This is a genomic window from Lolliginicoccus lacisalsi (genome assembly GCF_014841105.1).
Lineage (GTDB): Bacteria > Actinomycetota > Actinomycetes > Mycobacteriales > Mycobacteriaceae > Lolliginicoccus > Lolliginicoccus lacisalsi.
On sequence record NZ_JACYWE010000005.1, the window covers coordinates 134,244 to 159,467 of the forward strand.

Genomic DNA, 25,224 nt, shown 5'->3' on the forward strand with positions numbered 1-25,224 from the left:
CCGCGCACCGGCACCATGGAGCCATGCACGCAACAGCGCCTAGCAGGCCGGGAACTCCCCCGCCGGGGTCCTGGGCCGCGCTGTGGGCCCTGTGCCTGGGCTTCTTCATGATCCTGGTGGACTCCACGATCGTCGCGGTGGCGGTGCCGTCGATCATGGCGGGCCTGGGCACCGACATCGCCGCCACCGTGTGGGCCTCGAGCGCCTACCTCCTCGCGTTCGCTGTCCCGCTGCTCATCACCGGCCGCCTCGGCGACAGCCTTGGCCCGAAGCGGGTCTACATAGCCGGGCTCGTGGTGTTCACGCTGTCCTCGCTGGCGTGCGGGCTCGCCGGCACCATCGGCATGCTGATCGCCGCGCGCGTCGTGCAGGGACTCGGCGCATCGCTGATGAATCCTCAGACGATGGCGATCATCACACGCCTGTTCCCCGCGCAGCGGCGCGGCGCGGCGCTCGGGATGTGGGGTGCTGTCGCGGGCGCGGCGACCCTCGCCGGGCCGCTGCTCGGCGGATTGCTCGTCGGAACGCTCGGCTGGGAGTGGATCTTCTTCGTCAACGTGCCGCTGGGCATGCTGGCGCTGGTCCTGGCCTGGCGGCTGGTGCCGGACCTGCCGCGCACCGCCCGCCCGCTCGATGTGCGGAGCGTGCTGCTCTCGGCCACGGCGATGTTCCTGGTGGTGTTCGCGATCCAGGAGGGGCAGCGCTACGACTGGGGGCGGATCCTCGGCCTGGTCACCATTCCGGGGATGCTCACGGTCGGCTTGGCGCTGCTCGTGGTGTTCGTGCTCCGCCAGCACCGGCTCGGCGGCCGCGGTGCGCTGATGCCGCTGTCGTTGTTCGCCCAGCGCAACTTCACCCTGGCCGCGATCGCGATCTCCACGATGGGCCTGGCCATGACCAGCATGTTCCTGCCGCTGATGGTGTACCTGCAGGACGGCCGCGGCCTTGATGCGATGCGCGCGTCGCTGCTCATCGTGCCGGTGGCGGTGCTGTCGGGGGTGCTTGCCCCCGTTGTGGGGCGCGTCATCGATCGCATCGATGCCCGGCTGGTGGCCGTGCCGAGCCTGCTGCTGCTCGCCGCGGCCACCGCCGCGCTGGGATGGCTCATGGCTATCGATGCCACGCTCGGCCAGATGCTTGTGCCGCTCGCCCTGATCGGGCTGGCCAACGCCGGGATCTGGTCGCCGCTCTCGACGACCGCGACGCGCGGCCTCGCGCCCGAGGTGGCCGGGGCTGGCGCCGGGGTCTACAACACCACCCGGCAGACCGGCGCGGTCCTCGGTTCGGCGGGCATCGCCGCGCTCATGGAGGCCCGGCTGAGCTCCCTCGCCACTGCCGGGGACCCGGCCGCGTTCAGCATGGCGATGGGGCAATCGTTGCTGCTGCCCGCGCTCGCGGTCGCCGGCGGCGCGGTCGCTGCGATGTTCCTGAGGCCCGGTCACGATCGGGTGGCGGGACAGTAACCCCCGGTTACCGCGTTCCACGACGGTGTTACAAAACAGTCACGCTTGGCGGGGGCATCGCGCAGGGGCCTGCAGCGATCCCCCCGCCGTGGCAGGGTCGGCCCGAGGAACCTCCTCGGCGCGCCAGCCAGCAGGCTGCCGCGAGCTCCTGGAGAGACCGGCACTCGTGCCAGCAACCGAACCAGCTAAAGGAGCCCACACCGTGGCCGCACATCCGACCCCGAGCCCTGTCCGATTCCCCCGCCCCGCTCGCGCGCGCCGCGCCGCGGCCATCGCGGTCCCCGCCGCCCTCGCCCTGCTCGTCGCCGGATGCTCCAGTGACTCGTTGAGCGTCGACGACCTGCGCGAGCAGGGCTCCATCACCGTCGGCTTCGCCGGGGAGGCCCCTTATAGCTACGAGGACAACGGCGAGCTCACCGGTGGCACCGTCGCCCTGCACCGGGAGATCTTCGGCGAGCTCGGCATCGACGACGTCGAGGGCGTGCAGACCGAGTTCGGGTCCCTCATCCCGGGGCTCAACGCCGGACGGTTCGACGCGGTGAGCGCGGGCATGTCGATCCTGCCCGACCGCTGCGAGCAAGCCCTGTTCAGCGAGCCCGAGATCATGTACACCACCGCCCTGATGGTTCCCGAGGGCAACCCGATGAACCTGTCGGACATGCAGTCCCTCGCCGACTCCGGGGCCCGCATCGCCGCGCTGACCGGTGCGATCGAGGTCGACTACTCCAACTCTCTCGGGATCGACGTCACCCCGGTGGGCGATCCCATCGATGGCATGGACGCGGTGATCAACGGACGTGTCGACGCGTTCGCGCTCACCGGCGTATCGCTGAACCACATGGCCAACGGCCGCCCTGACGCCCCGGTCGAGGTCACCGAATCGTTCGTCGCGGTCATCGACGATGTTCCCCAGATCGGCGCGGGCGGCACCGTGTTCCGCCTCGACGACGAGGAGCTGCGCGACGCCTACAACGAGAAGCTCGCCGAGATCAAGGCCGACGAGCAGCGCTGGCTCGAGCTGATGGAGCCGTTCGGGGTCAGCATCAACGAGCTGCCGCCGCCGGACCTGACCACCGAGGCCCTGTGCGAGGGCGTTCCGGTCACCGACGAGTAGCACTCGATGAGCAACTTCGACGCGCTGCGCGACGCCTTCCCCCGCATCCTCGACGGCATCGTGATCACGGTGCAATTGACGCTCGGCGGGGCGGCGCTCGCGCTGCTCGTGGCGATCGTGCTCGGCCTCTCCGCGCGGGCCCGCCAGTGGCCCGTGCGGTGGTCGGCCCGGTCCATCATCGAGGTGTTCCGTGGCACCTCGCTGCTCGTGCAGCTCTTCTGGCTGTTCTTCGTCCTGCCTGCCTTCGGGGTGCGCCTCGAGCCGATCGTCGTGGGCATCCTCGCGCTCGGCCTCAACTACGGCGCGTACGGCGCCGAGGTGGTGCGCGGCTCGATCAACGCGGTGCCGCGCGTGCAATGGGAGGCCTGCGTCGCGATGGGCTTCAGCCCCGTGCAGCGCATGCGCCGCGTCATCTTCCCCCAGGCGTGGGTGCTGATGATCCCCGCGCTCGGCAACCTGCTCATCCACCTGCTCAAGGGCACGGCCGTGGTCACCACCATCACGTTGCAGGACCTGACGTTCCAGGTGGACCGGCTGCGCGAGACCACCGGCGATACGTTCTTCGCGTTCGGGTTCGCCCTGATCGTGTACTTCATCATCGCGCTGCTGCTCACCTTCGGTGTGCATCTCGTCGAGGCGCGCGCCAAGCACAAGCTCGGTCGTGGCCCCTCGATGCGCGAGATCTTCCGGCTCGACCCCGATACCGTCACCCCCGCGAAGGCACGGTGAGGAGGAGCCATGTGGAACTGGAACACCGCCTGGGACGCGCTGCCCGTGCTGCTCGAGGGCTTCCGCATCACCTTGCTCGCCACCGTGCTCGGCTTCGGCATCGCCGCGGCGCTGGGCCTGGTGGTGGCGGTGCTGCGGATCGGCCTGCCTCGCTGGTTGGGCTTCCCGCTCGCCGCGATCATGCAGTTCATCCGCCTGACCCCGCTGGTGGTGCAACTGCTGTTCGTCTTCTACGCGGCGCCCGCGAGCGTCTCGGGCCTGCAGATCGGCATCATCGTGCTCGGGGTGCATTACTCGGCCTATATGGCGGAGGTGTACCGCGCGGGCATCGAGGATGTGCCCAAGGGCCAGTGGGAAGCGGCCCGCGCGCTCTCGCTGCCCCCGGTGCGAACCTGGCGGGCGGTGATCCTGCCGCAGGCGATCCGCCGGATCATCCCGTCGCTGGGCAACTACGCGGTGTCGATGTTCAAGGACACCCCGTTCCTGTTCGTCATCTTCGTCGCCGAGATGGTCACCCGCGCGCAGCAGTACGGGGCGCAGACGTTCCGCTACGTCGAGGCCATCACGCTGGCCGGGGTGATCTTCCTCGTCGCGAGCCTCGTCACCGCTTACTTCATCCGCAAACTGGAGGATCGCTATGCCCAGCAGCCAGCCTGACCCCGCCGCGAGCGACCCCGGATCACGCGGAACCGGGGATGAACCCATGATCCGGTTCGATAACGTCCTCAAGCGCTTCGGCGACAACGTCGTGCTCGACCACCTTGATTTCGCTATCGACCGCGGCGAGCGCGTCACCCTGATCGGCCCGTCCGGTTCCGGCAAGACCACCATCCTGCGGCTGCTGATGACGCTCGAGACCCTCAACGACGGCGTGATCTGGGTCGGCGGCCAGCCGTTCTCCCACGAGCAGCGCCGCGGCAAGCTCGTGCCCGCCAGCGAGAAGTACTTGCGCGTCGCCCGTCGCCGCATCGGCATGGTCTTCCAGCACTTCAATCTCTTCCCCAACATGACCGTGATGGAGAACCTCACCGAGGCGCCGGTGCACGTGCTCGGCCGCGACAAGGCCACCGCTCGCGACCGCGCGCGCGAGCTCCTCGATCTCGTCGGGCTCGCCGACAAGGAGAACGCGCACCCCACCCAGCTCTCCGGCGGCCAGCAGCAGCGCGTCGCCATCGCCCGCGCGCTCGCCATGGACCCCGAGATCCTGCTGCTCGACGAGGTGACCTCCGCGCTCGACCCCGAGCTCGTGGTGGGCGTGCTCAACGTGCTGCGCGACATCGCCAGCAACACCGACATCACCATGCTGATCGTCACCCACGAGATGCAGTTCGCCCGCGATGTCTCCGACCGCGTGATGATGTTCGACAAGGGCCGCGTTCTCGAGGACGGGCCGCCCGAGCAGATCTTCACCGATCCCGCCCACGAGCGCACCCGCTCCTTCCTCAAGGCTGTCGTCAGCCACTAGGTCCCGGAGCGGATTTCCGTAGCCGCGCACCACAACTGCGCCCTGCCTCTATAGTTGATGCACGCCATACCACTGCGGTAACTGCGGCATGGATCACTTCTGGAGGTCAAGGATGCGGGTAGCAACACATCAACGACGATCACGACGGACCATCAGCGGGATCGTCATCGCGCTGCTCGCGCTGATCGTGCCGCTGCTCGGGGCGGCCCCGGCCTCCGCCGCGCCCCGCCTCGACCGCATCGACTGGGTCACAGACCGGTTCGCGATCGTGCACGTCTACTCACCCTCGATGAACACGGTGATCGCCAACGAGGTGTTCCTGCCCGCCAACCGCGGCGCCGCGAGCCCCTCGGTGTACCTGCTGCCCGGCGTCGACGGCGGCCAGGAGGCCAACAGCTGGTTCCGCTCCACCAACCTCGAGAACTTCTTCGCCAACAAGCACGTCAAGGTAGTCAGCCCCATCGGTGGCCGGTACAGCCTCTACACCGACTGGCAGACCGATGACCCCATCCTCGGCCGCAACAAGTGGATCACCTACCTCAGCCACGAGCTTCCCGCGGTGATCGACGCGACCTTCCCCTCCACTGGCCGCAACGCCGTCGGCGGGCTCTCGCTCAGCGGCGCCGCCGCTCTCGACCTCGGGATCCAGGCTCCCGGCCGCTTCCAGGCCGTCGCCTCCTACAGCGGCTGCCCGCGCGTGAGCTCCCCGGAATCCGTCGCTACCTATGCCGCGGTCGTCGCGTTCGGCGGAGGCAACGTGTTCAACGCTTTCGGCCCGCCCACCGCTCCCGGCTGGTACGAGCATGACCCCTCGCTTAACGCCGAACGCCTGCGGGGCAAGGCGATCTACCTCGCCGCGGCCTCCGGCATCCCCGGTGATCGCGACTTCTCCACCGGCCTCAACCCCGGCCTGCAGGCACTCGGCGCGGGCGTCATCGAGGGCGCGACCGGGGCGTGCACCGCGGCGTTCGCCAACCAGCTCGGCCAGATGGGGATCCCCCACACCTACACCCGCCAGGACACCGGCGCGCACACCTGGGGGCTGTTCGAGCACCAGATGCGCGACTCCTGGCGCGTGCTCGGCCCCGCGATCGGCGCGTAGGACGGGCTCGGCTGTGCCGCGGCGGCGGTAGCCGCGCGGCTGCACGGCGGGGCCGCGGCGGCGGTAGCCGCTCGGCTGCACGGCGGGGCCGCGGAGGTGGCACCCGCTCGGCTGCAGAAGCACCGGAAACTGCCAAACGCGATAGAAGTTATCTCGGATCTGGCGTGGTTTCCGGTGCTTCTGCGTGCGCGAGGGCCCAGCGAGTGCGAGGGCCTGCACTGGCGTGCCGCGGCCCGTGACTACGACGCGAGCGTCTCGGCGCGCTCCTTGGAGCCACGCAGGGTGCTGATGAAATCGTGCAGGGCCGTGGCGCCACCGACGAGCACCGCGGCGGAGAGCACCCAGTCGATGCCGATGGGGACATGCGGCGAGCGGATGGTGACCTCGAACAGTCCGGTATCGAGCGCGGCGAGGAAGAGGAAGCTGAGGCCGAAGCCCACCACCGCGGTGAGGATGCGCAGCTCCCGGCGCGCCGCCCGCACGGCTGATTCCGCGGCCATGACTGCCCCGGCGTCGACTCCCCCGCCAGCGCTGCCCGCCCGTGCGGCCGCGCGTTGCTCCCGCAGGACGCGCTCCGCCGCGATCTTGCGGGATTCGGGGAACGTCGCGCCGAGCCGTCCGAACACGAAGTCGAGGACCGAGACCAGCATCTCGTTGATCCGCTCGACGCCCTGGGCGATCACGTAGAGCACGGCGAGCGCGGACACTCCCTCGACGAACACGAAGTCCTCGTCGGGCGCGATGAGCCAATTGAGCACCAGCCCCGCGATGACCAGCAGGATCGCGACAACGATGCTGCCGAGGACATAGCGTGCGCGGACGGTGTCGTGGGCGACGATGGTACCGGTCATGGTGCTGCTCCTTGCATCTGGCGGCTGCTCGCGCGTCCGAGCGTGTGGTGTCGCGGTGATCGTAGCGGCTCGGGGTGACACGACCGCCCCGGCGCGACGGTTTCCCGGATGGGCACGGCTCGCTGTGATGGCGCCCACACGCTCACGGTGAAAATGCTTGCACCCGTTCATCTTTCGTGCAACAGGTCGGTCACCCCTCGCCGTGGCGGTGGGTGGCTCTGCCATCCTGGCCTAGCGTGGACGCCATGCTCATGAGTCTCCGTGCCCGCCTGCCGGGCGTCGCCCTGGTCGCCGTTCTCGCGGCCTGCGCGCCCGTCGTGCTGACAGCCGCGCCCGCTGCGGTCGCCGCTCCCCTACCGGGCATCGATGCGCGCGAGCCAGCAGAGGCAATGCCCGCTGCGGGTGGCATCGTGGAATCCTCCTCCCTCGATCCGGCGATCCGGCTGCCCGGCGCGGGCCACGCGTACCGCATGACCTACGCCACGACGGGCGCGCGCGGGGAGGCTGTGCTGTCGGCGGCGACCGTTCAGGTGCCCGAGGGCACGCCACCTCCGGGCGGCTGGCCGGTCATCGCGTGGGCGCATGGTACGACCGGGATTGGCGACGCCTGCGCCCCGTCCACCGATCCGGCCGCGGACCGCGACTACCCGGCGTACTGGCTGCGGCAGGGATTCGCGATCGTGGCCACCGACTACGCCGGGCTCGGCACTCCCGGGCCCCATCCCTATCTTCATGCGGGCTCGGCGGCGAGCAGCGTGGCGGACTCCGTGCGCGCCGCCCGCGACCTGAATCTGCGGCTCTCCCGCGATTGGGTGGCGATCGGGCATTCCCAGGGTGGCCAGGCGGTGATCGAGCTTGCCCGGCGGCCGGGCGCGAGCGGCGAAGGGCTGCGCGGCGTGGTGGCGCTCGCCCCGGCCGCCCCCCTGCCCTTGCTGCTCGGCACGGGCACGCCGGAGCCGCGCTCGCTGCCCGGGCATGAGACCGCCTACCTGCTGTTCACCCTCGCGGGGCTCGCCGATGCCTACCCTCAGATACCGGTTTCGGACGCGCTGACGGCCACCGGTCGGGAATTGCTCGCGAGCGCCCGGACCCTGTGCAGCGGTGACCTCGCCGAGAGGGCCGAGGGCGTGGCGCTCGATGAGATCCTTGCCCGTCCCCTGCGCGAGGTGCCAGGCCTCGTCGACGCCGCGACGGCGTACCTCGGGATGCCAAGCACGGGGCATCAGACCCGGATCCTCGTGGCGCAGGGGCTCGATGACTCGATACCTCCGAGCGGCCCGATCGGCCTCGCGGACCGGATCCATGCCAGCGGCGGTCCCATCACGCTGCGCACCTATCCGGGCGTGGACCATGGCGGGGTGCTCGACGCTTCGTCGCGGGATGCCCGTTCATTCGTCGAAGCCGTCCTCGGCCCCGCGCCGGAGCAGGCCCTGCGCGGCAGCGGGCTGGGCGGCTAGCGAGGCCGGGCAGCGCGTATGGGAGGCGGGCTCGGCGGCTAGCGAGGCCGGGCAGCGGGCTCGGCGGCTAGCGGGGATGGGAGGCTCGGTATCGGTGCGGCTCGGCCTTCCCCCCGCGGTCGTGGTGGAAACTTTTCCCGCATGGGGCGGGAAAAGTTTCCATCACGACCGCGGCACCACGACCGCGGCACCACGACCGCGGCACCACGCCCGCGGCACCACAACCGCGGCACCACAACCGGGGCACCACGACCGGGGCACCACGACCGGGCCAGCGCTCGCGCTTCCGGACGGTAACGATTTCGGCGAATGCGGCAACCCGGCGCGGCGCGGTCGGTAACGGTTGAGGGTAGCGGGCATCCGGCTCGCGCACAGGCTAGGAGGCAAGCCCATGTTCGTGGCCCGACGCAGTTTGCTCACCCGATCGCTCGCGGGCGCGGCGGTGCTCGCGATCAGTGCCACCCTGGGCGCGTGCGGCGGGGACGGTGGGAATCCGTTGACCGAGGGCGAGGGCAGCGGCGGGATCGTCGTGGGCTCGGCGAACTTCCCGGAGAGCGTCCTGCTCGCTGAGATCTACGCGCAGGCGCTCGAGGCGACGGGGGCCGAGGTGGAGCGCACCTATAACATCGGCAGCCGCGAGATCTACTACGGGCAGGTCGAGCGTGGCGCGATCAGCCTCATGCCCGAGTACAACGGCGCGCTGCTCGCCTACCTCGGGACGGACTCCTCGGCGCGGACCACCGAGGACGTCAACGCCGCGCTCGCCGAGGCGCTCCCGGAGGGGCTCGAGGTGCTCGAGTCCGCTCCCGCTCAGAACACCGATGCCCTGGTGGTCACCGAGGACACCGCGGACCGGTTCGATCTGGCCACCATCGCTGACCTCGCGCCGGTTGCCGGTGCCATGCGGGTCGGCGCCGCGCCCGAGTTCGCCACCCGCGAGCAGGGGCTGGTCGGGATCGAGGAGACCTACGGAGTGGTATTCGAGGAGTTCGTCGCGACCGACAACTCCGGCCCGATCACGATCACCTCCCTCGCTCGCGGGGACATCGATGTCGCCAACATCTACTCGACCGATCCGGCGCTGTCGTCCCGTCCGTTCGTGGTGCGCGAGGACACCGACTCGGTGTTCGGCGCGCAGAACATCACGCCGCTGGTGGCGAGCGGCACGCTCAGCGACGACGCGGTATCCCGGGCGAACGAGGTGTCGTCCCGGTTGACCACGGACATCCTGGCCGGGCTGCTGGCATCGGTCATCGCCGATCGGCGCGATGTCAACGAAGTGGCTGCCGAGTGGCTCGCTGAGCAAGGGCTCGCGTGATCCGCTTCGAGGCGGTCGGCAAGCGCTACCCCGACGGCACCACCGCGGTGGATCACCTCGATCTGGACGTGCCCGCGGGCACGTTGACGGTGCTGGTGGGGCCCTCGGGCTGCGGCAAGACGACGTCGCTGCGCATGATCAACCGCATGGTCGATCCGACGGAGGGCCGGGTGCTCGTCGACGGGGTGGATGTCGCCACGAGGCGGGCGCATGACCTGCGCCGCGGCATCGGCTACGTGATCCAGAACGCCGGGCTGTTCCCGCACCGCACGGTGCTTGACAATGTCGCGACGGTCCCGCGCCTGCTCGGGGCCCGGCGCTCGGTGGCGCGCAAGCGCGCTGGGGAGCTGCTCGAGCTCGTCGGGCTGACGGCTGGCCAGGGCGATCGCTACCCGGCCCAGCTCTCCGGCGGGCAGCAGCAACGCGTGGGGGTGGCGCGCGCGCTCGCCGCCGATCCGCCGATCCTGCTGATGGACGAGCCGTTCTCGGCGGTGGATCCGGTAGTGCGCGCCGATCTGCAGCGGGAGCTGCTGCGCCTGCAGGGCGAGCTGCGCAAGACCATCGTGCTGGTAACCCACGATATCGAGGAGGCCATCACGCTCGGGGACAAGGTGGCGGTGCTGCGTCCTGGTGGTGTGCTGGCGCAGTACGCCCCGCCCGCCGAGCTGCTCGCCCGCCCGGCCGATGGGTTCGTCGAGCAATTCCTCGGTGTTGATCGCGGTGTGCGGCTGTTGTCGTTCCACCCGGGCGGGGACCTGCCGCTACGTCGCGACAACGTGATCGGGGAGGCGGATACCCCGGTAGAAGCGTGGTGCCTGGTCGTGGATGCGGATGAGCGCCCGCTGGGCTGGCGCCGCGGTGGCGAGGCGTCGCTGCTGCCGATCGGGCATGGCTTCGATCCCGCCACCGATACGCTGCGGGCTGCCCTGGACGCGGCGATGCTCTCGCCCGCAGGGCACGCTGTCGGTGTGGACGGCAGTGGCCGTGTGCTGGGTACCGCGAGCGCGGAGTCGATCGCCGAGCATGTGCGCGCGGTGCATGCCGCTCGGCAGGTGGCGGCGCCGTGACCTGGCAGATCCCCTCCTACCTCGGAACCTTCACGGGGCTGCTGGGCGAGCACTTGCTCATGGCATTGTCGGCATCGTTGCTCGGGCTGGTTCTCTCGCTACCGCTGGGCCTGGCGTGCATCCGCTGGCCCGTGCTGTACGGGCCGGTGCTCGCGGTGGCGAGCGCGCTGTACGCGGTGCCCTCGCTGGCGTTCTTCGTGCTGCTCATCGCGTTCACTGGCATCGCCCCGCTGACGGTGATCATTCCGCTTGGCCTCTATACGCTCTCCGGACTGGTGCCCAATGTGGTCGATGGGCTGCGATCGGTGCCGGAGGTGGTGCGGCAATCCGCCACGGCGATGGGCATGGGTCCGGGGCGGCGGCTTCTCGCGGTGGACCTTCCGATCGCGCTGCCGGCGGTGATGGCGGGCCTGCGCGTGGCGACGGTGGCCAATATCAGCATGGTCAGCGTGGGCGCGCTTATCGGGATGGGCGCGTTCGGATCCTTGTTCACGGCTGCGGCCCAGCTCGATCGGGTGGAGCTCGCGATCATCGGGATCGTCGTCACGATCGCCATGGCGCTGGTGATCGATGTGGTCCTGGTGGTGGCGCAGCGCGTGCTTACCCCGTGGACGCGAGCCGGAGCGGGCGCGACGAGGCGTTGGGGGCCGAGGCGGGCGCTAGCGACGATCAGGCAGGGCGCGGCGGCGAAGGGGGCGGGCGCGTGACTTCCTTGTGGTTCTCCCTGCAGGAGTTCTTCTCGACGAGCAGCAACTGGTCTGGCCCGTCCGGGATCCCCGCGCGAGTGGGCGAGCATGCGGTGTACACCATTCTCGCGTGGTTGCTGGCCGCGGGCATTGCGGTGCCGATCGGACTGTGGACGGGCCACAGTGGACGGGGCGGGCTGCTCGTGGGTGCCTCGGCGAACGCCGCGCGGGCACTGCCCACCTATGGCGTGCTGGTGCTGCTCGTCGTGCTCCTGGGGATCGGGCTCGGACCGGTCCTTATCCCGCTGGTGGCGCTGGCGATACCACCCATTCTGCTCAATACCTACGAGGGCGTGCGCGCGGCGCCTCCGGCGATCACCGATGCCGCGCGCGGGATGGGCATGACGGGCCGCGAGGTGCTGCGGCAGGTCGAGCTGCCGATAGCGCTGCCGCTGATGCTCGTGGGGCTGCGCACCGCCGCCGTGCAGGTGGTGGCGACCGCGACGATCGCCGCCGCGGTCAGCTTCGGCGGTATCGGTCGGTACATCATCGATGGGCTCGCGCGCCGTGACTACACCCTGGTGGTGGGCGGGGCCGTTCTGGCGATGGCGGCGTCGATCCTGGTCCTTGTCCTCTTCGCGGTGGCGCGGCGCGTGCTGGTCTCCCCAGGCCTGCGCTGAGCCGGCCTGCGCTGATACGGTCGCCCACGCGCATGATCACCGACGCGCAGGGGCCAGGGACGCTCATGGTCCCCGGCCCCTTGCTCTCGCGCGATCCGCCTACTCGAAGGGAGTCCCTGTCTGCGGCGTGAGCGGGGTGAAGTCCCGGTTGCCGAGGTGGTTGGGGCGCGGGCGTGTTCCCGCGTATGGCTCGGCAAGGGTGTTCTCGACGCTGTTGAACACGACAAAGATGTTCGCGCGCGGGTACGGCGTGATGTTGTTGGCCGATCCGTGGATCGAGTTCGAGTCGAAGAACAAGGCGCTGCCCGCGGGCCCGGTGAATTGCTCGATGCCGAACTCGTAGGCGAGCTGGGTGACCGCGTCCTCGCTCGGCACGCCGATGCGCTGCGCCTGCAGGGACGACTTGTAGTTGTCCTCCGGGGTCTCCCCCACGCACGGCACGTAGGTGCGGTGCGCGCCGGGCATCAGCATGAGGCCGCCGTTGAATGGATAATTGTCGGTCAGCGCAATAGACATGCTCACCGCGCGCGGAAATGGCATTCCGTCCTCGGCGTGCCAGGTCTCGAAATCAGAATGCCAATAGAATCCCGTTCCGGCGAATCCGGGCATGCAATTGATGCGGCTCTGGTGGACATATACTTCGGAGCCAAGGATCTGTCGGGCGCGGTTGAGGATGCGCGGCGTGCGGATGAGCTTGTCGATCAGCGGGCTGACCTCGTGGACCGAGAAGATCGACCGCACACGGTCGGAACCGCGTTCCCGCACGATCAGCTCGCTCTTCGCCAGCTCCGGGTCTGCCGCGAGGCGTTCGACCTCGGACCAGCAGTTCTGCACGTGCGCTGGGGTGATCAGACCCTCTTCGATGTGGAATCCCTTGTCCTCGTAGCTCGAGAGGGCAGCCTCATCGAAGGGTCCGGACGTCCGGGCGCCCCACACGGTGGGGTGCGGCCGATCCACCGGACCCGAGGGTGCGGCGAGTCGCGAGGGATAGTAATCCTGCACTGCATTCTGCGCTGTTGTCATGCGTCAACTCCTTCCAATGAATGGTAGGCCGAGAGGTATTTCGGCCGATAAGGCTAGCCTGACAAGAAACACGGTAGCGCATTGATTGCCTCCTGCCAAAGAGCTGCCTGGATACATAAGGCATTTCCAGGGGAGGGCGCGTTTAAACATGATCGACACAACTTGGCTGGCGCCGGGGCAGGACGACCACCCTTGCGCTGCGGGGATGGCGGGCCGGTCGATCAGCTCCGGAGCGCGGGCAGCCGCTCGCCGACCCAGGTGGTGAGCACTCCGCCGCGGGGGAGGATCAGCTCCGCGCGGGCCGCGCGCGGGTCGCCATCGAGGACGCTGCTCGCGGAGTTGTCCTCGCCCTGCTCGGGCGCGCGGCGGCCGAGCTCGAGCACGGAATCGAGCGCGGTGGCGGGCCCGAGCGTGTCGCGGGCTCCGAGCAGCAGGGCGTGGGCGAGCAGCGGTGTGCCGTCGTCGAGGTGGGCGGTGGTGGTGCCCCGCCACGAGCCTTGCCCGTCCTCGCCGGTGCGGCCGATCTGGACCCGCTCGCTGATGCGGGCGGTGGCGCCCGGTGCGCTCGTGATGGTGGTGAGGGCCTCGTGCTCGGCGGTGCCAGCCACGATGGTGGGCTCGGGGACGAGATCGAGATGCGCGCCCTCGCGCAGGTCGATGGTCCAGCGCGAGGTGGACCGGCTCGTCGCCCGGCCGGGCAGGGCCACGGTGGCGGCGACGGTGCGGACGGCAAGGCGCGCTCCTGGGCCGAGCCGGAGGGTGATGTCGATGTGGTCGCCACCGAGCGGTGTGATGGCGGTGCCGATGAGGTGAACGGTGCCGGGCCTGGTCTGCCGCGCGGCGAGGCCCCCGGTGGCGTGCACCCGGGGGCCCCGGCCCGCGCTGGCCTCGATGATCAGCTCAGTGCGCATGGACCTCGGTGAGCCTGCTGATCTGCGCGCGCACCCATTCCAGGACCGGCGTGGCCGCGGGATCCTCGGTGAGGGACGTGAACGCGGTGGGCCTGCCCTCGCGTACCTTGCTGGCGTCGCGGTCCATGACCCCGAGGTCGGCTCCGACCATGGGGGCGAGATCGGTCTTGTTGATCACGAGCAGGTCCGAGTAGGTGACGCCTGGCCCGCCCTTGCGGGGCACCTTGTCCCCTCCAGCGACGTCGACGACGAAGATCTGGACATCGATCAGGCCCATGGAGAAGGTGGCGGTCAGGTTGTCGCCGCCGGACTCGACGAGGATCAGGTCGAGCGGTGGGTTCGCGTCGATGAGGTCATCGATGGCGTCGAGGTTGGCGGTGATGTCGTCGCGGATCGCGGTGTGCTGGCAGCCTCCGGTCTTGACCGCGGTGATGCGCTCTTCGGGAAGCACGGCGTTGCGGCGCAGGAAGTCCGCGTCCTCGGTGGTGTAGATGTCGTTGGTGAGCACGGCGAGCGACAGCTCGTCGCGCAGCTCGCGGCACAGCGCCGCGACGAGCGCGGTCTTTCCGGAGCCGACGGGCCCGCCGATGCCGATGCGGACGGGCTCGCCGGGGGCGCGCTCGCGGCGGGCGCGCTCGGGGGCGTGGCTGTGGGGTTCTCCGCCCATCAGGTGCGGGGGCATGGGCTTGCTCCTTCGTGGTCGTGCGGGGGCTGGGGTGCTAGGAGACGAACAGGGGCATCCCGCGCTGGATGTGCCGCTCGGCGAGCACATCGAGCAGGGGGTCGGACAGGGCGTGCAGCCCGCTGGTGGCCTCGCGGGCCGTCTCGTCGCACAGCCGCGATAGCCCGAAGGTAATGATCGCGGCGTCGGCGGGGTCGAGGGCAAGGAGGCGCTGCGCGGCGGTAGCGGAGCTGGTCATCGTGGTGTAGATGACCGCGAGGGCGGCCTGCTGCGCATCGAGGCGGCACAGGCCCGCGACAACACCGGTGATCACGGGCAGGTGCGGGCGGCGGCCGATGCTGCTCCAGTCGTGGCCGGGCCAGGCGCGGCGGGCGAGCCGGGCGAACCCGCGCCCCTGGGCCCGGGAGGCTTCGCGGGCCGCGGCGGACGGCGTGCGGGCATCGGTCTCGGCATCGGCCTGGCACGGGTCCAGCCCATTGACGACGGCTGCGGTGATCGACGCGGTGGTCAGTCCGGTGCTGCGGATGCGGCGAACGAGGAACGCCTCGACGGTGGGCAGGTCGTGGACGAGGCCGCTGGTGATGGCTTCCTCGATGCCGCCGGAATGCACATGGCCGCCGATGGGCAGGCGCGCGTCGGCGAGCGCGAGCAGGTCAGTGAGCATCCGCCGGGCCTAGAACAGGTGGTAGCGCTGGGCGAGGGGCAGTTCTGTGGCGGGCTCGGCCTCCCACACCTCGCCGTCGATGCGCACCTCGAACGTGTCAGGGTTGACCTCGATGCGGGGCATGGCGCTGTTGTGCGGCATGTGCTCCTTGCCGATCTGGCGGGCGCTGCTGACGGGCACGAGGCGGCGGTCGCAGGCGATGCGGCTCGACAAGTGGGCGTCGAGCGCGGCGGGCGCGACGAAGTGCACCGAGGTTCCCGCCGCGACCTCGGGGTAGGCACCGAACATGGGCCGGGGCAGGTAGGGCTGCGGGGTGGGGATGGAGGCGTTCGCGTCCCCCATCGCTGCCCAGGCGATGGCGCCGCCCTTGATGACGAGGTCGGGGCGGAGGCCGAAGAACGCGGGGTCCCACAAGACGAGGTCGGCGAGCTTTCCTGGCTCGATCGAGCCGATCTCCCCGTCGAGGCCGTGCGCGATGGCGGGGCAGATCGTGTATTTGGAGATGTAGCGGCGCACCCGGTTGTTGTCCGCGCCGTTGTCCCCGCCCCCGTCGCCGGGCAGCGGGCCGCGTCGTACCTTCATCATGTGCGCGGATTGCCAGGTGCGGGAGATGACCTCGCCGACGCGGCCCATCGCCTGCGAGTCGCTGCCGATCATCGAGATGGCGCCGATGTCGTGGAGGAGGTCCTCCGCGGCGATCGTGGACGGCCTGATGCGGGATTCGGCGAAGGCGAGGTCCTCGGGGATCGACGGGCTGAGGTGGTGGCACACCATGAGCATGTCGAGGTGCTCGTCGACGGTGTTGCGGGTGAAGGGCCGCGTGGGGTTGGTGGAGCTCGGGAGCACGTTGGGGTGCGCGGCGACGGTGATGATGTCCGGCGCGTGGCCGCCGCCCGCTCCCTCGGTGTGGTAGGCGTGGATGCTGCGGCCCTTGATGGCGCGGAGGGTGGACTCGACGTATCCGGCCTCGTTGAGCGTGTCGGAGTGCAGGGCCACTTGCACGCCCGAGCCGTCGGCCACGCGCAGGCAGGCGTCGATCGCGGCGGGGGTGGAGCCCCAGTCCTCGTGGAGCTTGAGCCCGGAGGCGCCCGCGCGCACTTGCTCCCACATCGCGTCCTCGCTGACCGTGTTGCCGCGGCCGAGCAGGGCGATGTTCATGGGCCAGGCGTCGAGGGCTTCGAGCATGCGGGCGAGGTGCCAGCCGCCGGGGGTGACGGTGGTGGCCTTGGAGCCCTCCGCGGGGCCGGTGCCGCCACCGATCATCGTGGTAATCCCGGAGCCGATGCCTTCTTCCATCAGCTGGGGGCACACGAAGTGGACGTGGCAGTCGATGCCACCGGCGGTGAGGATCTTGCCGTTGCCGGCGATGATCTCCGTGGAGGGGCCGATCACGAGCGAGGGGGTCACCCCGTCCATGGTGTCGGGGTTGCCGGCCTTGCCGATGCCGCTGAGGCGACCATCGCGGATGCCGACGTCGGCCTTGATGATGCCCCAGTGGTCGATGATGATCGCGCCGGTGATGACGGTGTCCGGCGCGCCGTCCACGCGGGTGACGCGGCCCTGGCCCATGGATTCACGGATGACCTTGCCACCGCCAAAGACTGCCTCGTCGCCTGCCCGCTCGGGCCCGCCACTGCGGTCCTCGGTGATCTCGATGAACAGGCTGGTATCGGCGAGGCGGACCTGGTCGCCGGTGGTGGGGCCGAAGAGCTCGGCGTAGCGGGCGCGGCTGATCGACGTCATGAGCGGTCCAGCTTTCCGGGTGGGGTGAGGCTGAGCCCGTGCACCTCGCGGGCCCCTCCGATGGCAACCAGCGACACGGCGTGGGCGAGGCCGGGCTCGAAGCGCACTGCCGTGCCAGCGGGGATGTCGAGGCGGTAGCCGTGGGCGGCGGCGCGATCGAAGCGCAGGGACTCGTTGGCCTGGGCGAAGTGGAAGTGGCTGCCGACCTGGATGGGGCGGTCGCCGTCGTTGATCACCTCGAGGACGGTGCGGGCCGCGCCGGGGCTGAGCTCGATCTCGCCGGGCGCGGTGCGGATCTCTCCGGGAATCATGGGAGGCTCCTTACGAGATGGGGCGGTGGACGGTGACGAGCTTGGTGCCATCAGGGAAGGTCGCCTCGACCTGAACGTCGTGGATCATCTCGGGCACGCCCTCCATCACCTCGTCGCGACCGAGGACCTCTCGGCCGGACGTCATCAGTTCGGCGACGGTGCGGCCGTCGCGGGCGCCCTCGAGCACGTGGTCAGTGATGATCGCGATCGCCTCGGGGTAGTTGAGCGAGAGGCCGCGTTGCTGGCGGCGGCGCGCGACCTCAGCGGCGTAGCTGATCATCAGGCGTTCCTGCTCGTGCGGCGTCAGGCGCATGGATCCTCCTCGATGCCGGGCTGGGGCCGGGCTGGGCGATGGCAACGACGTTAGCAGCCTCCCGGCCGCTGGAAGGCGACGAGCCGGGCGCGCGAGGGGGTGGCGATGGAGGGTTTTACGCAAGGTTTACAGCGGGACGGGCGGTGGGCCCTGCAACTCGACTTGCCTTTGTGGAAAGTACTTGCCAAAATCGCTTCATGAACAACATGGACGGCACTGCTCCCCCTTCCGCGACCGAGGCCGACCGGCTGCTCGGAGAGGCCCGCCGCCTCGCCCGCTCGAGCCACGACGCTGCTTGGCCCTGGATCGCCTTCCTGCTCGGGCTCGGTGCCACGACCTCCATGGCGTTCCTCGCCTTCGGCACGACCACTCGCCCCGATGCGCCCACGGCAGGAAACACCGCAGTGGTGCTCGGCATGCTCGCCTGGGTCGGCGCGCTGATGGCCTTCGCCATCGGTCGGGCGCGCGGGGCAAGGCGCGGGTTCGGGCGTCGCTGGATCCTCTACATCACCGCCTGGGCCGCCACCTACATCATCGGCCTGCTCATCGGCAGCATCTGGTTCGCCGGCAACCTGGCGTACTGGACGATCGCCGCCACCGCCGTCGGAGTGGCCTGCATCGTCGGCGCCGTGCTGGAGTCGCGCCGTGGATGACGCTCAGGCGCCGCACCCGCGCGCCCGGCTCGTCGATCCGCTCCACCATCCTGTCCGGTTCTCGCTGGCCGCAGCGCTCGCGCACGCCGACTCGATGGAGTTCCGCGAGGCCCGGGACCTCCTGCAGGTCTCCGACTCCGTGCTGAGCAAGCAGGCATCGCAGCTCGAGGCGGCAGGGTTGGTGCGGATCAAGAAGGGCCACGTCGGAAAGCGGCCGCGCACATGGCTCTCGCTGACGCCCGAGGGGCACGGCAAATGGCGCCAGCACCTGCAGGCATTGCAAGACATCGCCGAAGGACGCGCGCCGTGAGACGATTGGTCCGAACCCAATCCGTACATGAAGGGGATTGCCGTGGGAATCCTGATCGCAGTCATCGTGCTGGTCGTCATTGTCATCGCCGTCCTGGCCTTCTGGGTCATGGGCATCTACAACGGGCTCGTCACCCGGCGCAATGGCTACCAGAACGCGTTCGCCCAGATCGACGTGCAGCTCACGCGCCGCCACGATCTCATCCCGAACCTCGTCGAGACCGCCAAGGGCTACATCAAGCATGAGCGCGAGACCCTCGAGGGTGTCATCCAGGCCCGCAACAGCGCCGTGACCGCGCAGAACTCCGCGCGCAAGGCGCCGGGCGACCCGCAGGCGATGGGCGATCTCTCCGGCGCGGAGAACCAGCTGACGCAGTCGCTCGGGCGCATGTTCGCCCTCTCCGAGGCCTACCCGGACCTCAAGGCCAACCAGAACATGATGCAGCTCTCCGAGGAGCTCACCTCCACCGAGAACCGGGTCGCGTTCGCCCGCCAGGCGTTCAACGATGCCGTCACCGCCTACAACATCAAGCGCGAGGTCTTCCCGGGCAGCATCATCGCCGGGATGTTCAACTTCCAGCCCGCCGCGCTGCTCGAGGCCGAGGGCCCGGAGACCCGCGAGGTCCCGAAGATCTCCTTCTAGGCCGCCGCTCGCCCGCGCCGCGCTGTGCCCGGCAGCGCGGCGCACCGCGTCCGCCCCGGCAGGACGTTCCGCCCCGCCACCCCGCGCAGATGAGGGTCCACCATGAACTTCTTCGAACGCCAGATCGAGGTCCGCAAGTCCTCGCGCCGCCTCGTCGTGCTGTTCGTCCTCGCCGTGATCTCGATCATCGTGGTGATCAACCTCGTGATCGGAGGCATGTCGATCGCCAACGGGGCAACGCCCGCCGAAGTGGCATCGCTGGCCGTGGTGGTCTCGATCGGCACGGCAGGGATCATCGGTGGCGTCTCGCTCGTGCGCACGCTCATGCTGCGCAACGGGGGCGGCCCGGCGGTGGCCCGCAGCGTCGGTGCGGTCCCGGTGCCGGAGAACACCACGGATCCGCGCCTGCGCCGGTACCGCAATGTCGTCGAGGAGATCGCGATCGCCTCCTCGACCCCCGTGCCGGAGCTGTTCATCATGCCCAACGAGCGCGGCATCAACGCGTTCGCCGCCGGCTACAGCCCCAACGATGCCGCCATCGCTGTGACGGCTGGCGCTCTCGAGCGCCTCAACCGCGATGAGCTGCAAGGCGTCATCGCCCATGAGTTCGCGCACGTCGTCAATGGCGATATGCGGCTGAACATCCGGCTCATCGGCGTGCTGTTCGGCATCACCGCGCTCGCCATCATCGGTCGGCTCGCCTTCTACGCGGGCGGCTCGGGCCGCTCGAGCAAGAACAACAACGCCGTCCCCATCGTTCTCGTCGGCCTAGTAGTCATGGCGGCGGGCTATATCGGGGTGTTCTTCGGGCGGCTCATCAAGGCGGCGGTCTCACGGCAGCGCGAGCACCTCGCCGACGCCTCCGCGGTGCAGTTCACCCGGCAGACCGAGGGGCTCGCGGGGGCGCTGAAGAAGATCGGCGGCCTCGATGAGGGCTCGCGGCTGCGCTCCGCCAAGGCCGAGGACGTCAGCCACATGCTGTTCGGCGAGGGGCTCAGCTTCTCGTCGATGTTCGCCACCCACCCGCCGCTCGTCGAGCGCATCAAGCTGCTCGAGCCCGGGTTCGACGAGAAGAAGCTCGACTCGCTGCGCAGCCAGTGGCGCTCGGCCCCGCCCAACGGGCTCGAGGAGGACCAGCGCCTCGGGCTCGCCGCCCCGCAGGACGGCAACCCGGCACAAGCCCAGCCGCGCCGGTCCCCCGCGCAGCAGCCCCGGCAGGCCACGGGCACCGCGGCCCCGGTGCCGCCGCAACACGTGCGCGTCGATGCCCGGCAACTCGTCGAGCGCGTCGGCGATCCCACTGCTTCCTCCTACGACCAGGGCCAGGCGCTGCGCCGAGCGCTTCCCGAGCCGCTCGTCGAGCAGGCCCACGACCCCGTCGAGGTGATCGCCCTGGTATGCGGGCTGCTGCTCTCCGCCGACCAGCGCGTGCGCGCCGCCCAGCACCAGATCCTCGCGCAGCGGCTCGGCCCCGGACCTGCCGACGCCGCCTGGCACAGTGGCGCGGCCACCGCCGGCCTCGATCCGCGCCTGCGCCTGCCGCTCGTCGAGATCGCCTTCCCTGCCCTGCGCCGCCGCTCCCCCGACGAGCTCGAGCGCCTCATGGCGGTGCTCAGCGAGCTCATCGGCGCCGATGGGAAGGTCAGCGTGTTCGAGTACAGCCTCGGCACGCTGGTGTTCACGGGCTTGCACGAATCGATGCACCACAAGCCCTCCTGGAGCGGCAAGCGGCAGGACCTGCGCTCCGCCGCTTCGGCCATCGCGATGCTGCTCGCCGTCCTCGCGCGGGTGGGCAACCCGGACCCGGGCAAGGCCGAGGCCGCGTATGCATCGGGGATGGCGACGATCCTTCCAGGCTCGGCCATCGCGTTCGCGCTGCCTCCCGAGGGCGTGATCGCGCTCGAGCAGGCCTGGCCAGTGCTCGATGGCCTGCGGGGCGAGGACAAGGCCCGGCTCGTGGAGGCTCTCGTGACCGTGGTGCTGCATGACGAGCAGCTCACCGTCGAGGAAGGCGAGCTCGTGCGCGCGGTGTGCGCGGTGCTGCATTGCCCCGTCCCGCCGCTCGGCGCGATGTCCTGAGCGCAGGTAGCGTGGAGTCCGCACGCCCCCCCGAACCCTGTCGGAAGGACCCCATGAACGGCAACACGATCTCCGTCGAGCGTGTCATCGACGCTGAGCCAGCACGGATCTTCGCGTTGCTCGCTGACGCGTCGCAGCATTCGGTCTTTGATGGCTCCGGCACCGTGAGGGGCACGCGCGGCAGCACCACGCCGCTCGAGCTCGGGTCGAAATTCGGGATGTCGATGAAGTGGGGAGTCGCCTACTCGACGGTCAACACGGTCATCGAGCTCTCGCCGCAGCAGCGCATCGCCTGGCAGACCACCGGGTTCGGCGGCCTCATCGGTGGGCGCATCTGGCGCTACGAGCTCGAGCCCGTCGACGGGGGCACGCTGGTGCGCGAGACGTGGGATATCTCCGAGGACAAGCAGCGCTTCCTGCTCAAGCGCAGCTCGATCCCCGGCGTCACCGAGGCGAACATCACGCGAACCCTGGAGCGGTTGGCCGAAGCGGTCTCCGGGTAGCCGACCGGGCCGACTTACCGGGCGAGGTAGTCCGCGTAGGTTCCCTTCCCTGTCGCATTGGCCGGGCACAGGAGCTTGCCCTCATCGATCGCGGCGCCGACCCTGCCAGGGACGGGCACCACGATGATCTTCTTGCGGCGCGCCCGGCCCGTTCCCGAGGCACTTGCCCGGGCCGCGAGGTACTGCTCGGCGAGGCGCTCGATCGTGGTCTCCTCGGGGCCGCCGATATCCTCGGCCCTGCCATCCACCGGGTTCTCGGCGAGCTCGACGAGCCTGGCAGCGACCTCGCGCACCTCGATCGGCTGGATCCGCGCGCGCGGGACCATCATTGCCGGAAGGCGCTTCTGCGACCGGAACAGCATGGTCGGCAGATCATGGAACTGGGTAGCTCGCAGGATGGTGTGCGGCAGCCGCGATCCCGCGATGAGCCGCTCGACGAGCACCTTGCGCTTGTAGTAGGGCATCGGCACGTCGTCGATCCCGACGATGGAGATGTAGATCAGCCGCGGCGTGCCCGATTTCCGCGCCGCCTCGATGAGGCAGGTGGCCTGCTTGGCGTCGGTGGTGCCCTGCTTTGCCGTGGCGGAGGCGCAGTGGATGATCGTGCCGACCCCGGCGACAGCGGCGTCGATGCCCACTCCCGTCACGAGATCACCCAGCGCCCATTCCGCGCCACCTGCGCGCTCGGGCCGGGCCTTGCGGCTGAGGGCGCGCACCGCGTGCCCGCGCGCCACGAGCTGATCGACGACGTGCGCCCCTAGGGTCCTGGTACCGCCCGTGACAAGGATCATTGTGGCTCTCCCTGGTGACCAGCTGCTGCTGCGTTCCGGTTCTTCCCGATCATTGTGCATCAGCGGGCGCGGATGCGGGGGCCGGGCTGATCGGGCCGCGCCAAGTTGGCACCGGACGATGCGGCGGCTGGCAGACTGGCTCCCGTGAGCCCCGGCGACAACCTGACCCATGCCAGCATCGAGGTCCGTGGCGGCACGATCCTCACGATGGATGACGATGCCACGGTCATCGAGGATTCCTCGATCCTGGTGCGCGATGGCCGCATCGCCTCGATCGGCAGCGACCGCGGCGACCCTCCCGGGGCGGGCGATACGGTGATCGATGCCTCGGGCTGCGTGATCCTGCCCGGGTTCGCCAATGCCCACACGCACCTGGCGATGACGCTGTTCCGTGGCCTCGCCGACGATGTGGACCTGCAATCGTTCCTCGAGCGCGTCGTGGGCGAGGAATCCTCCACGCTCACCCCCGACCGCGTCCATCACGGCGTGCTCGATGCGTGCCGCGAGTCCTTGCTCGCCGGGACCACCGACGCGCTCGACATGTACTGGTTCCCCGACAGCGCCGTGAAAGCGGGCATCGACCTGGGAATGCGCGTGCATACCGGCGAGGCGTTCGCGGGCTTTCCCACCCCCGAGCGGCGCTCGGTGGAGGAGAAGCTCGACGCGCTCACCGCGTCCGGGGAGCGCGTGCCCTGGCTGATGCCGCACAGCGTGTACGCGCTCGACGACGAGCAACTGCGGCGCATCGCGGGGACCGCGGAGCAGCTTGGTTCCCGCATCCATGTCCACGCCGCGGAGAACGCCGGGGAGATCAAGCTCGTGCGGGAGCAGCATGGCGCCACCCCGATCGAGGTGCTCGCCCGCACGGGCCTGCTCACCTCCCGGACGGTGATCGCCCATGCCGTGCACCTGACAGACCGCGATATCGCACAGATCGCCGAAGCGGGCGCCACGGTGGCGCATTGCCCGTGGTCGAACCTGAAGCTGGCCTCCGGGGTAGCGCCGGTGCGCGCGCTCCTCGATGCCGGGGTGCGCGTGGCGCTGGGCACCGATGGCGCGGTGAGCAGCAACAGCCTGGACATGTGGAGCACGTTGCGGCTCGCGGCGGTACTGCACAAGAACCGGGAGAGCAACCCGGCGAGCCTCGGGGCGCGGGCCGTGCTGGCCATGGCGACCCGGCATGGTGCCGAGGCACTGGGCTTGCGGGGCGGCGGCATTCTGGCCCCCGGTCATTCTGCGACGCTGCAGGTCGTGGATCTCTCGGGGCCCCACCACGCGGGCCTGGGCGATGCGTGGTCGCAGCTCGTCTACTCGGCGCGGCCTAGTGATGTGCGCGATGTGCTCGTCGATGGCGAGATCGTGGTGCGGGACCGCAGGCTGTGCCGGGGCTAGCCCTGCCGCGCTAGCCCGTCCCCCTTAGAACAGGTACTGGTGGTGGACGAGGGCGTCGAGGATGAGCAGCGCCCCGGCGACGATGAAGATGATGCGAACCGCTCGCGGGCCGTGGCGGGGGATGAAGCGCGCGACGGTGAGGTAGCGCCGCCGGGCCGCGGGCGAGGTCCGGGTGCCCATGATGAGCACGATGATCGGCGGGATGAGTGCCACGAGGCAGTACAGGATGACGATGAGCGGCCACCAGAAGGGCAGCGGCTGGTGGGCGGCGATCATGGCGAGGCCAGCGAGATAGGGCACGGCGGTGGGGGCCTGCGCGAGGCCGATAGCGACGCCGATGGTCAGCAGCAGGGCGGGGTTGCGGCGAACGCGGATGGCCCAGGAGGGGGCAGGCCGGTCGGAGGAGGGGATCAGGGCGACAGCGATGAGGGTCACGCCGATCGCGAGCTCGGCCCAGTAGCGCAGCGCCGGTGTCATGGTGATCCCTGCCCGGTCGGCGAGGGTGCTGAACCCGAGCACGGTCAGCAGGCCGAACGCGGTGGTCATGGTGAACACGCCGAGCAGGAAGCTGATGGCGCCGGGGATCGGTGACCTGCGGGCGAGGCGGGCGTCGTAGATGATCGCGGAGATCGCCCCGACGAGCAGCACGTCGAGGGAGTCGAGCAGCGCGAACCCGGCGAGGGCCAGTACTAGTGGTGTCATCGCTGGGCCGGGCGGGGGTCGCGGATGCTCACCCGGACCAGCCTAGTCGGCCCGGCGGCGGGTCGTGCCGGGGTTGGCGCCCAGGGACAGTGCCCGGCGATCCCGACGAGCGGCCGGCCCGCGCGCGACCGCGTGGGCATCCCCGGGGCGCTACCGCAAGCGCTCGGCGTCGCGCGCGAGATCGGTGAGCTGGGCCACGAGCTGGCGCACCTCGCCCGGCGGCGCCTCCTCGTCCAGCGCGGTCGCGACGTCCTCCGCGGCGCAGCGCACCGCGAAGGCGCGGTCCGAGAGCGCTGCCGCCTCCTCCGCGGACAGCACGACCGCGTTCTCCGGGATGGTGGTGCCCCGCAGGCTGCTGCGATGCTCGTAGGCGCGCTGGCGGCAGGATTGCCGGCAGTACTGGCGCCGGCGCCCCATGCCTGTATCGATGACTTCCCTACCGCACCAGGCGCACGGGTGCGGTCGCCGTGTTGCTGCTGCCACGAGAGCACACACTAGCGGCAACCGGGCCATACCGGCAGCCCCGCACCGGCAGCCCCGCGCCGGCGCGGCGAAGCGCCCTGCAGGCGGACG

28 protein-coding genes are annotated in these 25,224 nt (G+C 70.1%); 17 read left to right on the plus strand and 11 right to left on the minus strand.

All coding sequences use genetic code 11. From position 1 onward, the window contains the following. Window positions 1-23: 23 nt before the first annotated feature. The 6 genes from HT102_RS09885 to HT102_RS09910 all read left to right on the plus strand — a co-directional run bounded on the left by HT102_RS09885 (window position 24) and on the right by HT102_RS09910 (window position 5,873). A complete protein-coding gene (locus HT102_RS09885) occupies window positions 24-1,463 on the plus strand; it encodes a DHA2 family efflux MFS transporter permease subunit (RefSeq protein ID WP_192039257.1) in 1,440 nt (479 codons plus the stop codon). A 271-nt stretch (window positions 1,464-1,734) separates the two neighbouring features. After that, window positions 1,735-2,577, plus strand: coding sequence for an ectoine/hydroxyectoine ABC transporter substrate-binding protein EhuB (gene ehuB / locus HT102_RS09890; protein WP_192039393.1), 843 nt, complete (start codon window positions 1,735-1,737; stop codon window positions 2,575-2,577). Window positions 2,578-2,583: 6 nt separating this feature from the next. Beyond that, window positions 2,584-3,306, plus strand: a complete 723-nt coding sequence (gene ehuC, locus HT102_RS09895) for an ectoine/hydroxyectoine ABC transporter permease subunit EhuC (protein ID WP_192039258.1) — start codon at window positions 2,584-2,586, stop codon at window positions 3,304-3,306. A 9-nt stretch (window positions 3,307-3,315) separates the two neighbouring features. Then, window positions 3,316-3,963, plus strand: coding sequence for an ectoine/hydroxyectoine ABC transporter permease subunit EhuD (gene ehuD, locus HT102_RS09900; RefSeq protein ID WP_192039259.1), 648 nt, complete (start codon window positions 3,316-3,318; stop codon window positions 3,961-3,963). Window positions 3,964-4,009: 46 nt separating this feature from the next. After that, complete coding sequence (gene ehuA, locus HT102_RS09905; RefSeq protein ID WP_192039394.1) at window positions 4,010-4,771, plus strand: ectoine/hydroxyectoine ABC transporter ATP-binding protein EhuA; 762 nt, start codon at window positions 4,010-4,012, stop codon at window positions 4,769-4,771. A gap of 112 nt (window positions 4,772-4,883) precedes the next feature. Then, window positions 4,884-5,873: an alpha/beta hydrolase gene (locus HT102_RS09910; RefSeq protein WP_192039260.1), complete on the plus strand. Its 990-nt coding sequence runs from the start codon at window positions 4,884-4,886 to the stop codon at window positions 5,871-5,873. 239 nt (window positions 5,874-6,112) lie between these two features. Here the strand turns inward: HT102_RS09910 and HT102_RS09915 are convergent, their stop codons facing one another. Further along, complete coding sequence (locus HT102_RS09915; RefSeq protein ID WP_192039261.1) at window positions 6,113-6,724, minus strand: hypothetical protein; 612 nt, start codon at window positions 6,722-6,724, stop codon at window positions 6,113-6,115. A gap of 245 nt (window positions 6,725-6,969) precedes the next feature. Between HT102_RS09915 and HT102_RS09920 the strand changes: the two genes are divergently transcribed. From HT102_RS09920 to HT102_RS09940, 5 genes are all read left to right on the plus strand, one after another. Next, complete coding sequence (locus tag HT102_RS09920) at window positions 6,970-8,181, plus strand: alpha/beta fold hydrolase (protein WP_192039262.1); 1,212 nt, start codon at window positions 6,970-6,972, stop codon at window positions 8,179-8,181. A 397-nt stretch (window positions 8,182-8,578) separates the two neighbouring features. After that, window positions 8,579-9,499 carry an ABC transporter substrate-binding protein gene (locus HT102_RS09925; RefSeq protein WP_333473374.1) on the plus strand — a complete coding sequence of 307 codons (921 nt, stop codon included), beginning with the start codon at window positions 8,579-8,581 and terminating at the stop codon, window positions 9,497-9,499. After that, window positions 9,496-10,566: an ABC transporter ATP-binding protein gene (locus tag HT102_RS09930; RefSeq protein WP_192039264.1), complete on the plus strand. Its 1,071-nt coding sequence runs from the start codon at window positions 9,496-9,498 to the stop codon at window positions 10,564-10,566. Before HT102_RS09925 ends, HT102_RS09930 begins: the two co-directional genes overlap by 4 nt. After that, window positions 10,563-11,273 carry an ABC transporter permease gene (locus HT102_RS09935; RefSeq protein ID WP_192039265.1) on the plus strand — a complete coding sequence of 237 codons (711 nt, stop codon included), beginning with the start codon at window positions 10,563-10,565 and terminating at the stop codon, window positions 11,271-11,273. The genes HT102_RS09930 and HT102_RS09935 overlap by 4 nt, the downstream gene beginning before the upstream one ends. After that, window positions 11,270-11,932, plus strand: coding sequence for an ABC transporter permease (locus HT102_RS09940; protein WP_192039266.1), 663 nt, complete (start codon window positions 11,270-11,272; stop codon window positions 11,930-11,932). The genes HT102_RS09935 and HT102_RS09940 overlap by 4 nt, the downstream gene beginning before the upstream one ends. 99 nt (window positions 11,933-12,031) lie before the next feature. On the opposite strand, the gene thpD is transcribed toward HT102_RS09940, so the two are convergent. The 7 genes from thpD to HT102_RS09975 form a co-directional block, all read right to left on the minus strand. Continuing rightward, window positions 12,032-12,955, minus strand: a complete 924-nt coding sequence (gene thpD / locus HT102_RS09945) for an ectoine hydroxylase (RefSeq protein WP_192039267.1) — start codon at window positions 12,953-12,955, stop codon at window positions 12,032-12,034. A gap of 221 nt (window positions 12,956-13,176) precedes the next feature. Beyond that, on the minus strand, window positions 13,177-13,866 hold the full coding sequence (locus HT102_RS09950) for an urease accessory protein UreD (protein WP_192039268.1): 690 nt from the start codon (window positions 13,864-13,866) through the stop codon (window positions 13,177-13,179). Next, a complete protein-coding gene (ureG, locus tag HT102_RS09955) occupies window positions 13,856-14,548 on the minus strand; it encodes an urease accessory protein UreG (protein WP_192039269.1) in 693 nt (230 codons plus the stop codon). Before ureG ends, HT102_RS09950 begins: the two co-directional genes overlap by 11 nt. 37 nt (window positions 14,549-14,585) lie before the next feature. Beyond that, window positions 14,586-15,212, minus strand: coding sequence for an urease accessory protein UreF (locus tag HT102_RS09960; RefSeq protein WP_192039270.1), 627 nt, complete (start codon window positions 15,210-15,212; stop codon window positions 14,586-14,588). Window positions 15,213-15,221: 9 nt separating this feature from the next. After that, window positions 15,222-16,955 (minus strand): urease subunit alpha, encoded by a 1,734-nt coding sequence (locus HT102_RS09965; protein ID WP_192039271.1) that lies wholly within the window; start codon window positions 16,953-16,955, stop codon window positions 15,222-15,224. Next, window positions 16,952-17,266 (minus strand): urease subunit beta, encoded by a 315-nt coding sequence (locus tag HT102_RS09970; protein ID WP_192039272.1) that lies wholly within the window; start codon window positions 17,264-17,266, stop codon window positions 16,952-16,954. Before HT102_RS09970 ends, HT102_RS09965 begins: the two co-directional genes overlap by 4 nt. Before the next feature lie 10 nt (window positions 17,267-17,276). Beyond that, entirely contained in the window at window positions 17,277-17,579 is a 303-nt protein-coding gene (locus tag HT102_RS09975) for an urease subunit gamma (RefSeq protein ID WP_192039273.1), read from the minus strand. Window positions 17,580-17,776: 197 nt separating this feature from the next. Here HT102_RS09975 and HT102_RS09980 point away from each other — a divergent pair, with 197 nt between their 5' ends. The 5 genes from HT102_RS09980 (at window position 17,777) to HT102_RS10000 (ending at window position 21,766) form a co-directional block, all read left to right on the plus strand. Next, entirely contained in the window at window positions 17,777-18,232 is a 456-nt protein-coding gene (locus HT102_RS09980) for a hypothetical protein (RefSeq protein ID WP_192039274.1), read from the plus strand. Continuing rightward, entirely contained in the window at window positions 18,225-18,542 is a 318-nt protein-coding gene (locus HT102_RS09985; protein WP_192039275.1) for a winged helix-turn-helix domain-containing protein, read from the plus strand. The genes HT102_RS09980 and HT102_RS09985 overlap by 8 nt, the downstream gene beginning before the upstream one ends. Before the next feature lie 42 nt (window positions 18,543-18,584). Next, the gene (locus HT102_RS09990; RefSeq protein WP_333473376.1) at window positions 18,585-19,184 is read left to right on the plus strand and encodes a LemA family protein; all 600 of its coding nucleotides are present in this window, start codon (window positions 18,585-18,587) and stop codon (window positions 19,182-19,184) included. 102 nt (window positions 19,185-19,286) lie between these two features. Further along, entirely contained in the window at window positions 19,287-21,263 is a 1,977-nt protein-coding gene (locus HT102_RS09995; RefSeq protein WP_192039277.1) for a M48 family metallopeptidase, read from the plus strand. Between the two features lie 53 nt (window positions 21,264-21,316). Further along, complete coding sequence (locus HT102_RS10000; RefSeq protein ID WP_192039278.1) at window positions 21,317-21,766, plus strand: SRPBCC family protein; 450 nt, start codon at window positions 21,317-21,319, stop codon at window positions 21,764-21,766. A gap of 14 nt (window positions 21,767-21,780) precedes the next feature. Here the strand turns inward: HT102_RS10000 and HT102_RS10005 are convergent, their stop codons facing one another. Then, on the minus strand, window positions 21,781-22,557 hold the full coding sequence (locus HT102_RS10005) for an SDR family oxidoreductase (RefSeq protein WP_225443480.1): 777 nt from the start codon (window positions 22,555-22,557) through the stop codon (window positions 21,781-21,783). A gap of 144 nt (window positions 22,558-22,701) precedes the next feature. Between HT102_RS10005 and HT102_RS10010 the strand changes: the two genes are divergently transcribed. Continuing rightward, window positions 22,702-23,949: an amidohydrolase gene (locus HT102_RS10010; protein ID WP_333473377.1), complete on the plus strand. Its 1,248-nt coding sequence runs from the start codon at window positions 22,702-22,704 to the stop codon at window positions 23,947-23,949. 24 nt (window positions 23,950-23,973) lie between these two features. Here HT102_RS10010 and HT102_RS10015 read toward each other — a convergent pair whose 3' ends face one another. Together HT102_RS10015 and HT102_RS10020 are read right to left on the minus strand one after the other, a co-directional pair. Continuing rightward, window positions 23,974-24,651 (minus strand): GAP family protein, encoded by a 678-nt coding sequence (locus HT102_RS10015; protein WP_192039280.1) that lies wholly within the window; start codon window positions 24,649-24,651, stop codon window positions 23,974-23,976. Between the two features lie 150 nt (window positions 24,652-24,801). Further along, a complete protein-coding gene (locus tag HT102_RS10020; RefSeq protein WP_192039281.1) occupies window positions 24,802-25,164 on the minus strand; it encodes a hypothetical protein in 363 nt (120 codons plus the stop codon). Between the last annotated feature and the right edge of the window lie 60 nt (window positions 25,165-25,224).

Coding starts and splice junctions, on each gene's coding strand:
- ehuC (WP_192039258.1), top strand. CDS start 2,584: ATGAGCAACTTCGACGCGCTGCGCGACGCCTTCCCCCGCATCCTCGAC.
- HT102_RS09980 (WP_192039274.1), top strand. CDS start 17,777: ATGAACAACATGGACGGCACTGCTCCCCCTTCCGCGACCGAGGCCGAC.
- ehuA (WP_192039394.1), top strand. CDS start 4,010: ATGATCCGGTTCGATAACGTCCTCAAGCGCTTCGGCGACAACGTCGTG.
- HT102_RS10020 (WP_192039281.1), bottom strand. CDS start 25,164: ATGGCCCGGTTGCCGCTAGTGTGTGCTCTCGTGGCAGCAGCAACACGG.
- HT102_RS09960 (WP_192039270.1), bottom strand. CDS start 15,212: ATGCTCACTGACCTGCTCGCGCTCGCCGACGCGCGCCTGCCCATCGGC.
- HT102_RS09950 (WP_192039268.1), bottom strand. CDS start 13,866: ATGCGCACTGAGCTGATCATCGAGGCCAGCGCGGGCCGGGGCCCCCGG.
- HT102_RS10015 (WP_192039280.1), bottom strand. CDS start 24,651: ATGACACCACTAGTACTGGCCCTCGCCGGGTTCGCGCTGCTCGACTCC.
- HT102_RS09970 (WP_192039272.1), bottom strand. CDS start 17,266: ATGATTCCCGGAGAGATCCGCACCGCGCCCGGCGAGATCGAGCTCAGC.
- thpD (WP_192039267.1), bottom strand. CDS start 12,955: ATGACAACAGCGCAGAATGCAGTGCAGGATTACTATCCCTCGCGACTC.
- ureG (WP_192039269.1), bottom strand. CDS start 14,548: ATGCCCCCGCACCTGATGGGCGGAGAACCCCACAGCCACGCCCCCGAG.
- HT102_RS09885 (WP_192039257.1), top strand. CDS start 24: ATGCACGCAACAGCGCCTAGCAGGCCGGGAACTCCCCCGCCGGGGTCC.
- HT102_RS09915 (WP_192039261.1), bottom strand. CDS start 6,724: ATGACCGGTACCATCGTCGCCCACGACACCGTCCGCGCACGCTATGTC.
- HT102_RS09920 (WP_192039262.1), top strand. CDS start 6,970: ATGCTCATGAGTCTCCGTGCCCGCCTGCCGGGCGTCGCCCTGGTCGCC.
- HT102_RS09975 (WP_192039273.1), bottom strand. CDS start 17,579: ATGCGCCTGACGCCGCACGAGCAGGAACGCCTGATGATCAGCTACGCC.
- HT102_RS09910 (WP_192039260.1), top strand. CDS start 4,884: ATGCGGGTAGCAACACATCAACGACGATCACGACGGACCATCAGCGGG.
- HT102_RS10000 (WP_192039278.1), top strand. CDS start 21,317: ATGAACGGCAACACGATCTCCGTCGAGCGTGTCATCGACGCTGAGCCA.
- HT102_RS09965 (WP_192039271.1), bottom strand. CDS start 16,955: ATGACGTCGATCAGCCGCGCCCGCTACGCCGAGCTCTTCGGCCCCACC.
- HT102_RS10005 (WP_225443480.1), bottom strand. CDS start 22,557: ATGATCCTTGTCACGGGCGGTACCAGGACCCTAGGGGCGCACGTCGTC.
- ehuD (WP_192039259.1), top strand. CDS start 3,316: ATGTGGAACTGGAACACCGCCTGGGACGCGCTGCCCGTGCTGCTCGAG.
- HT102_RS09995 (WP_192039277.1), top strand. CDS start 19,287: ATGAACTTCTTCGAACGCCAGATCGAGGTCCGCAAGTCCTCGCGCCGC.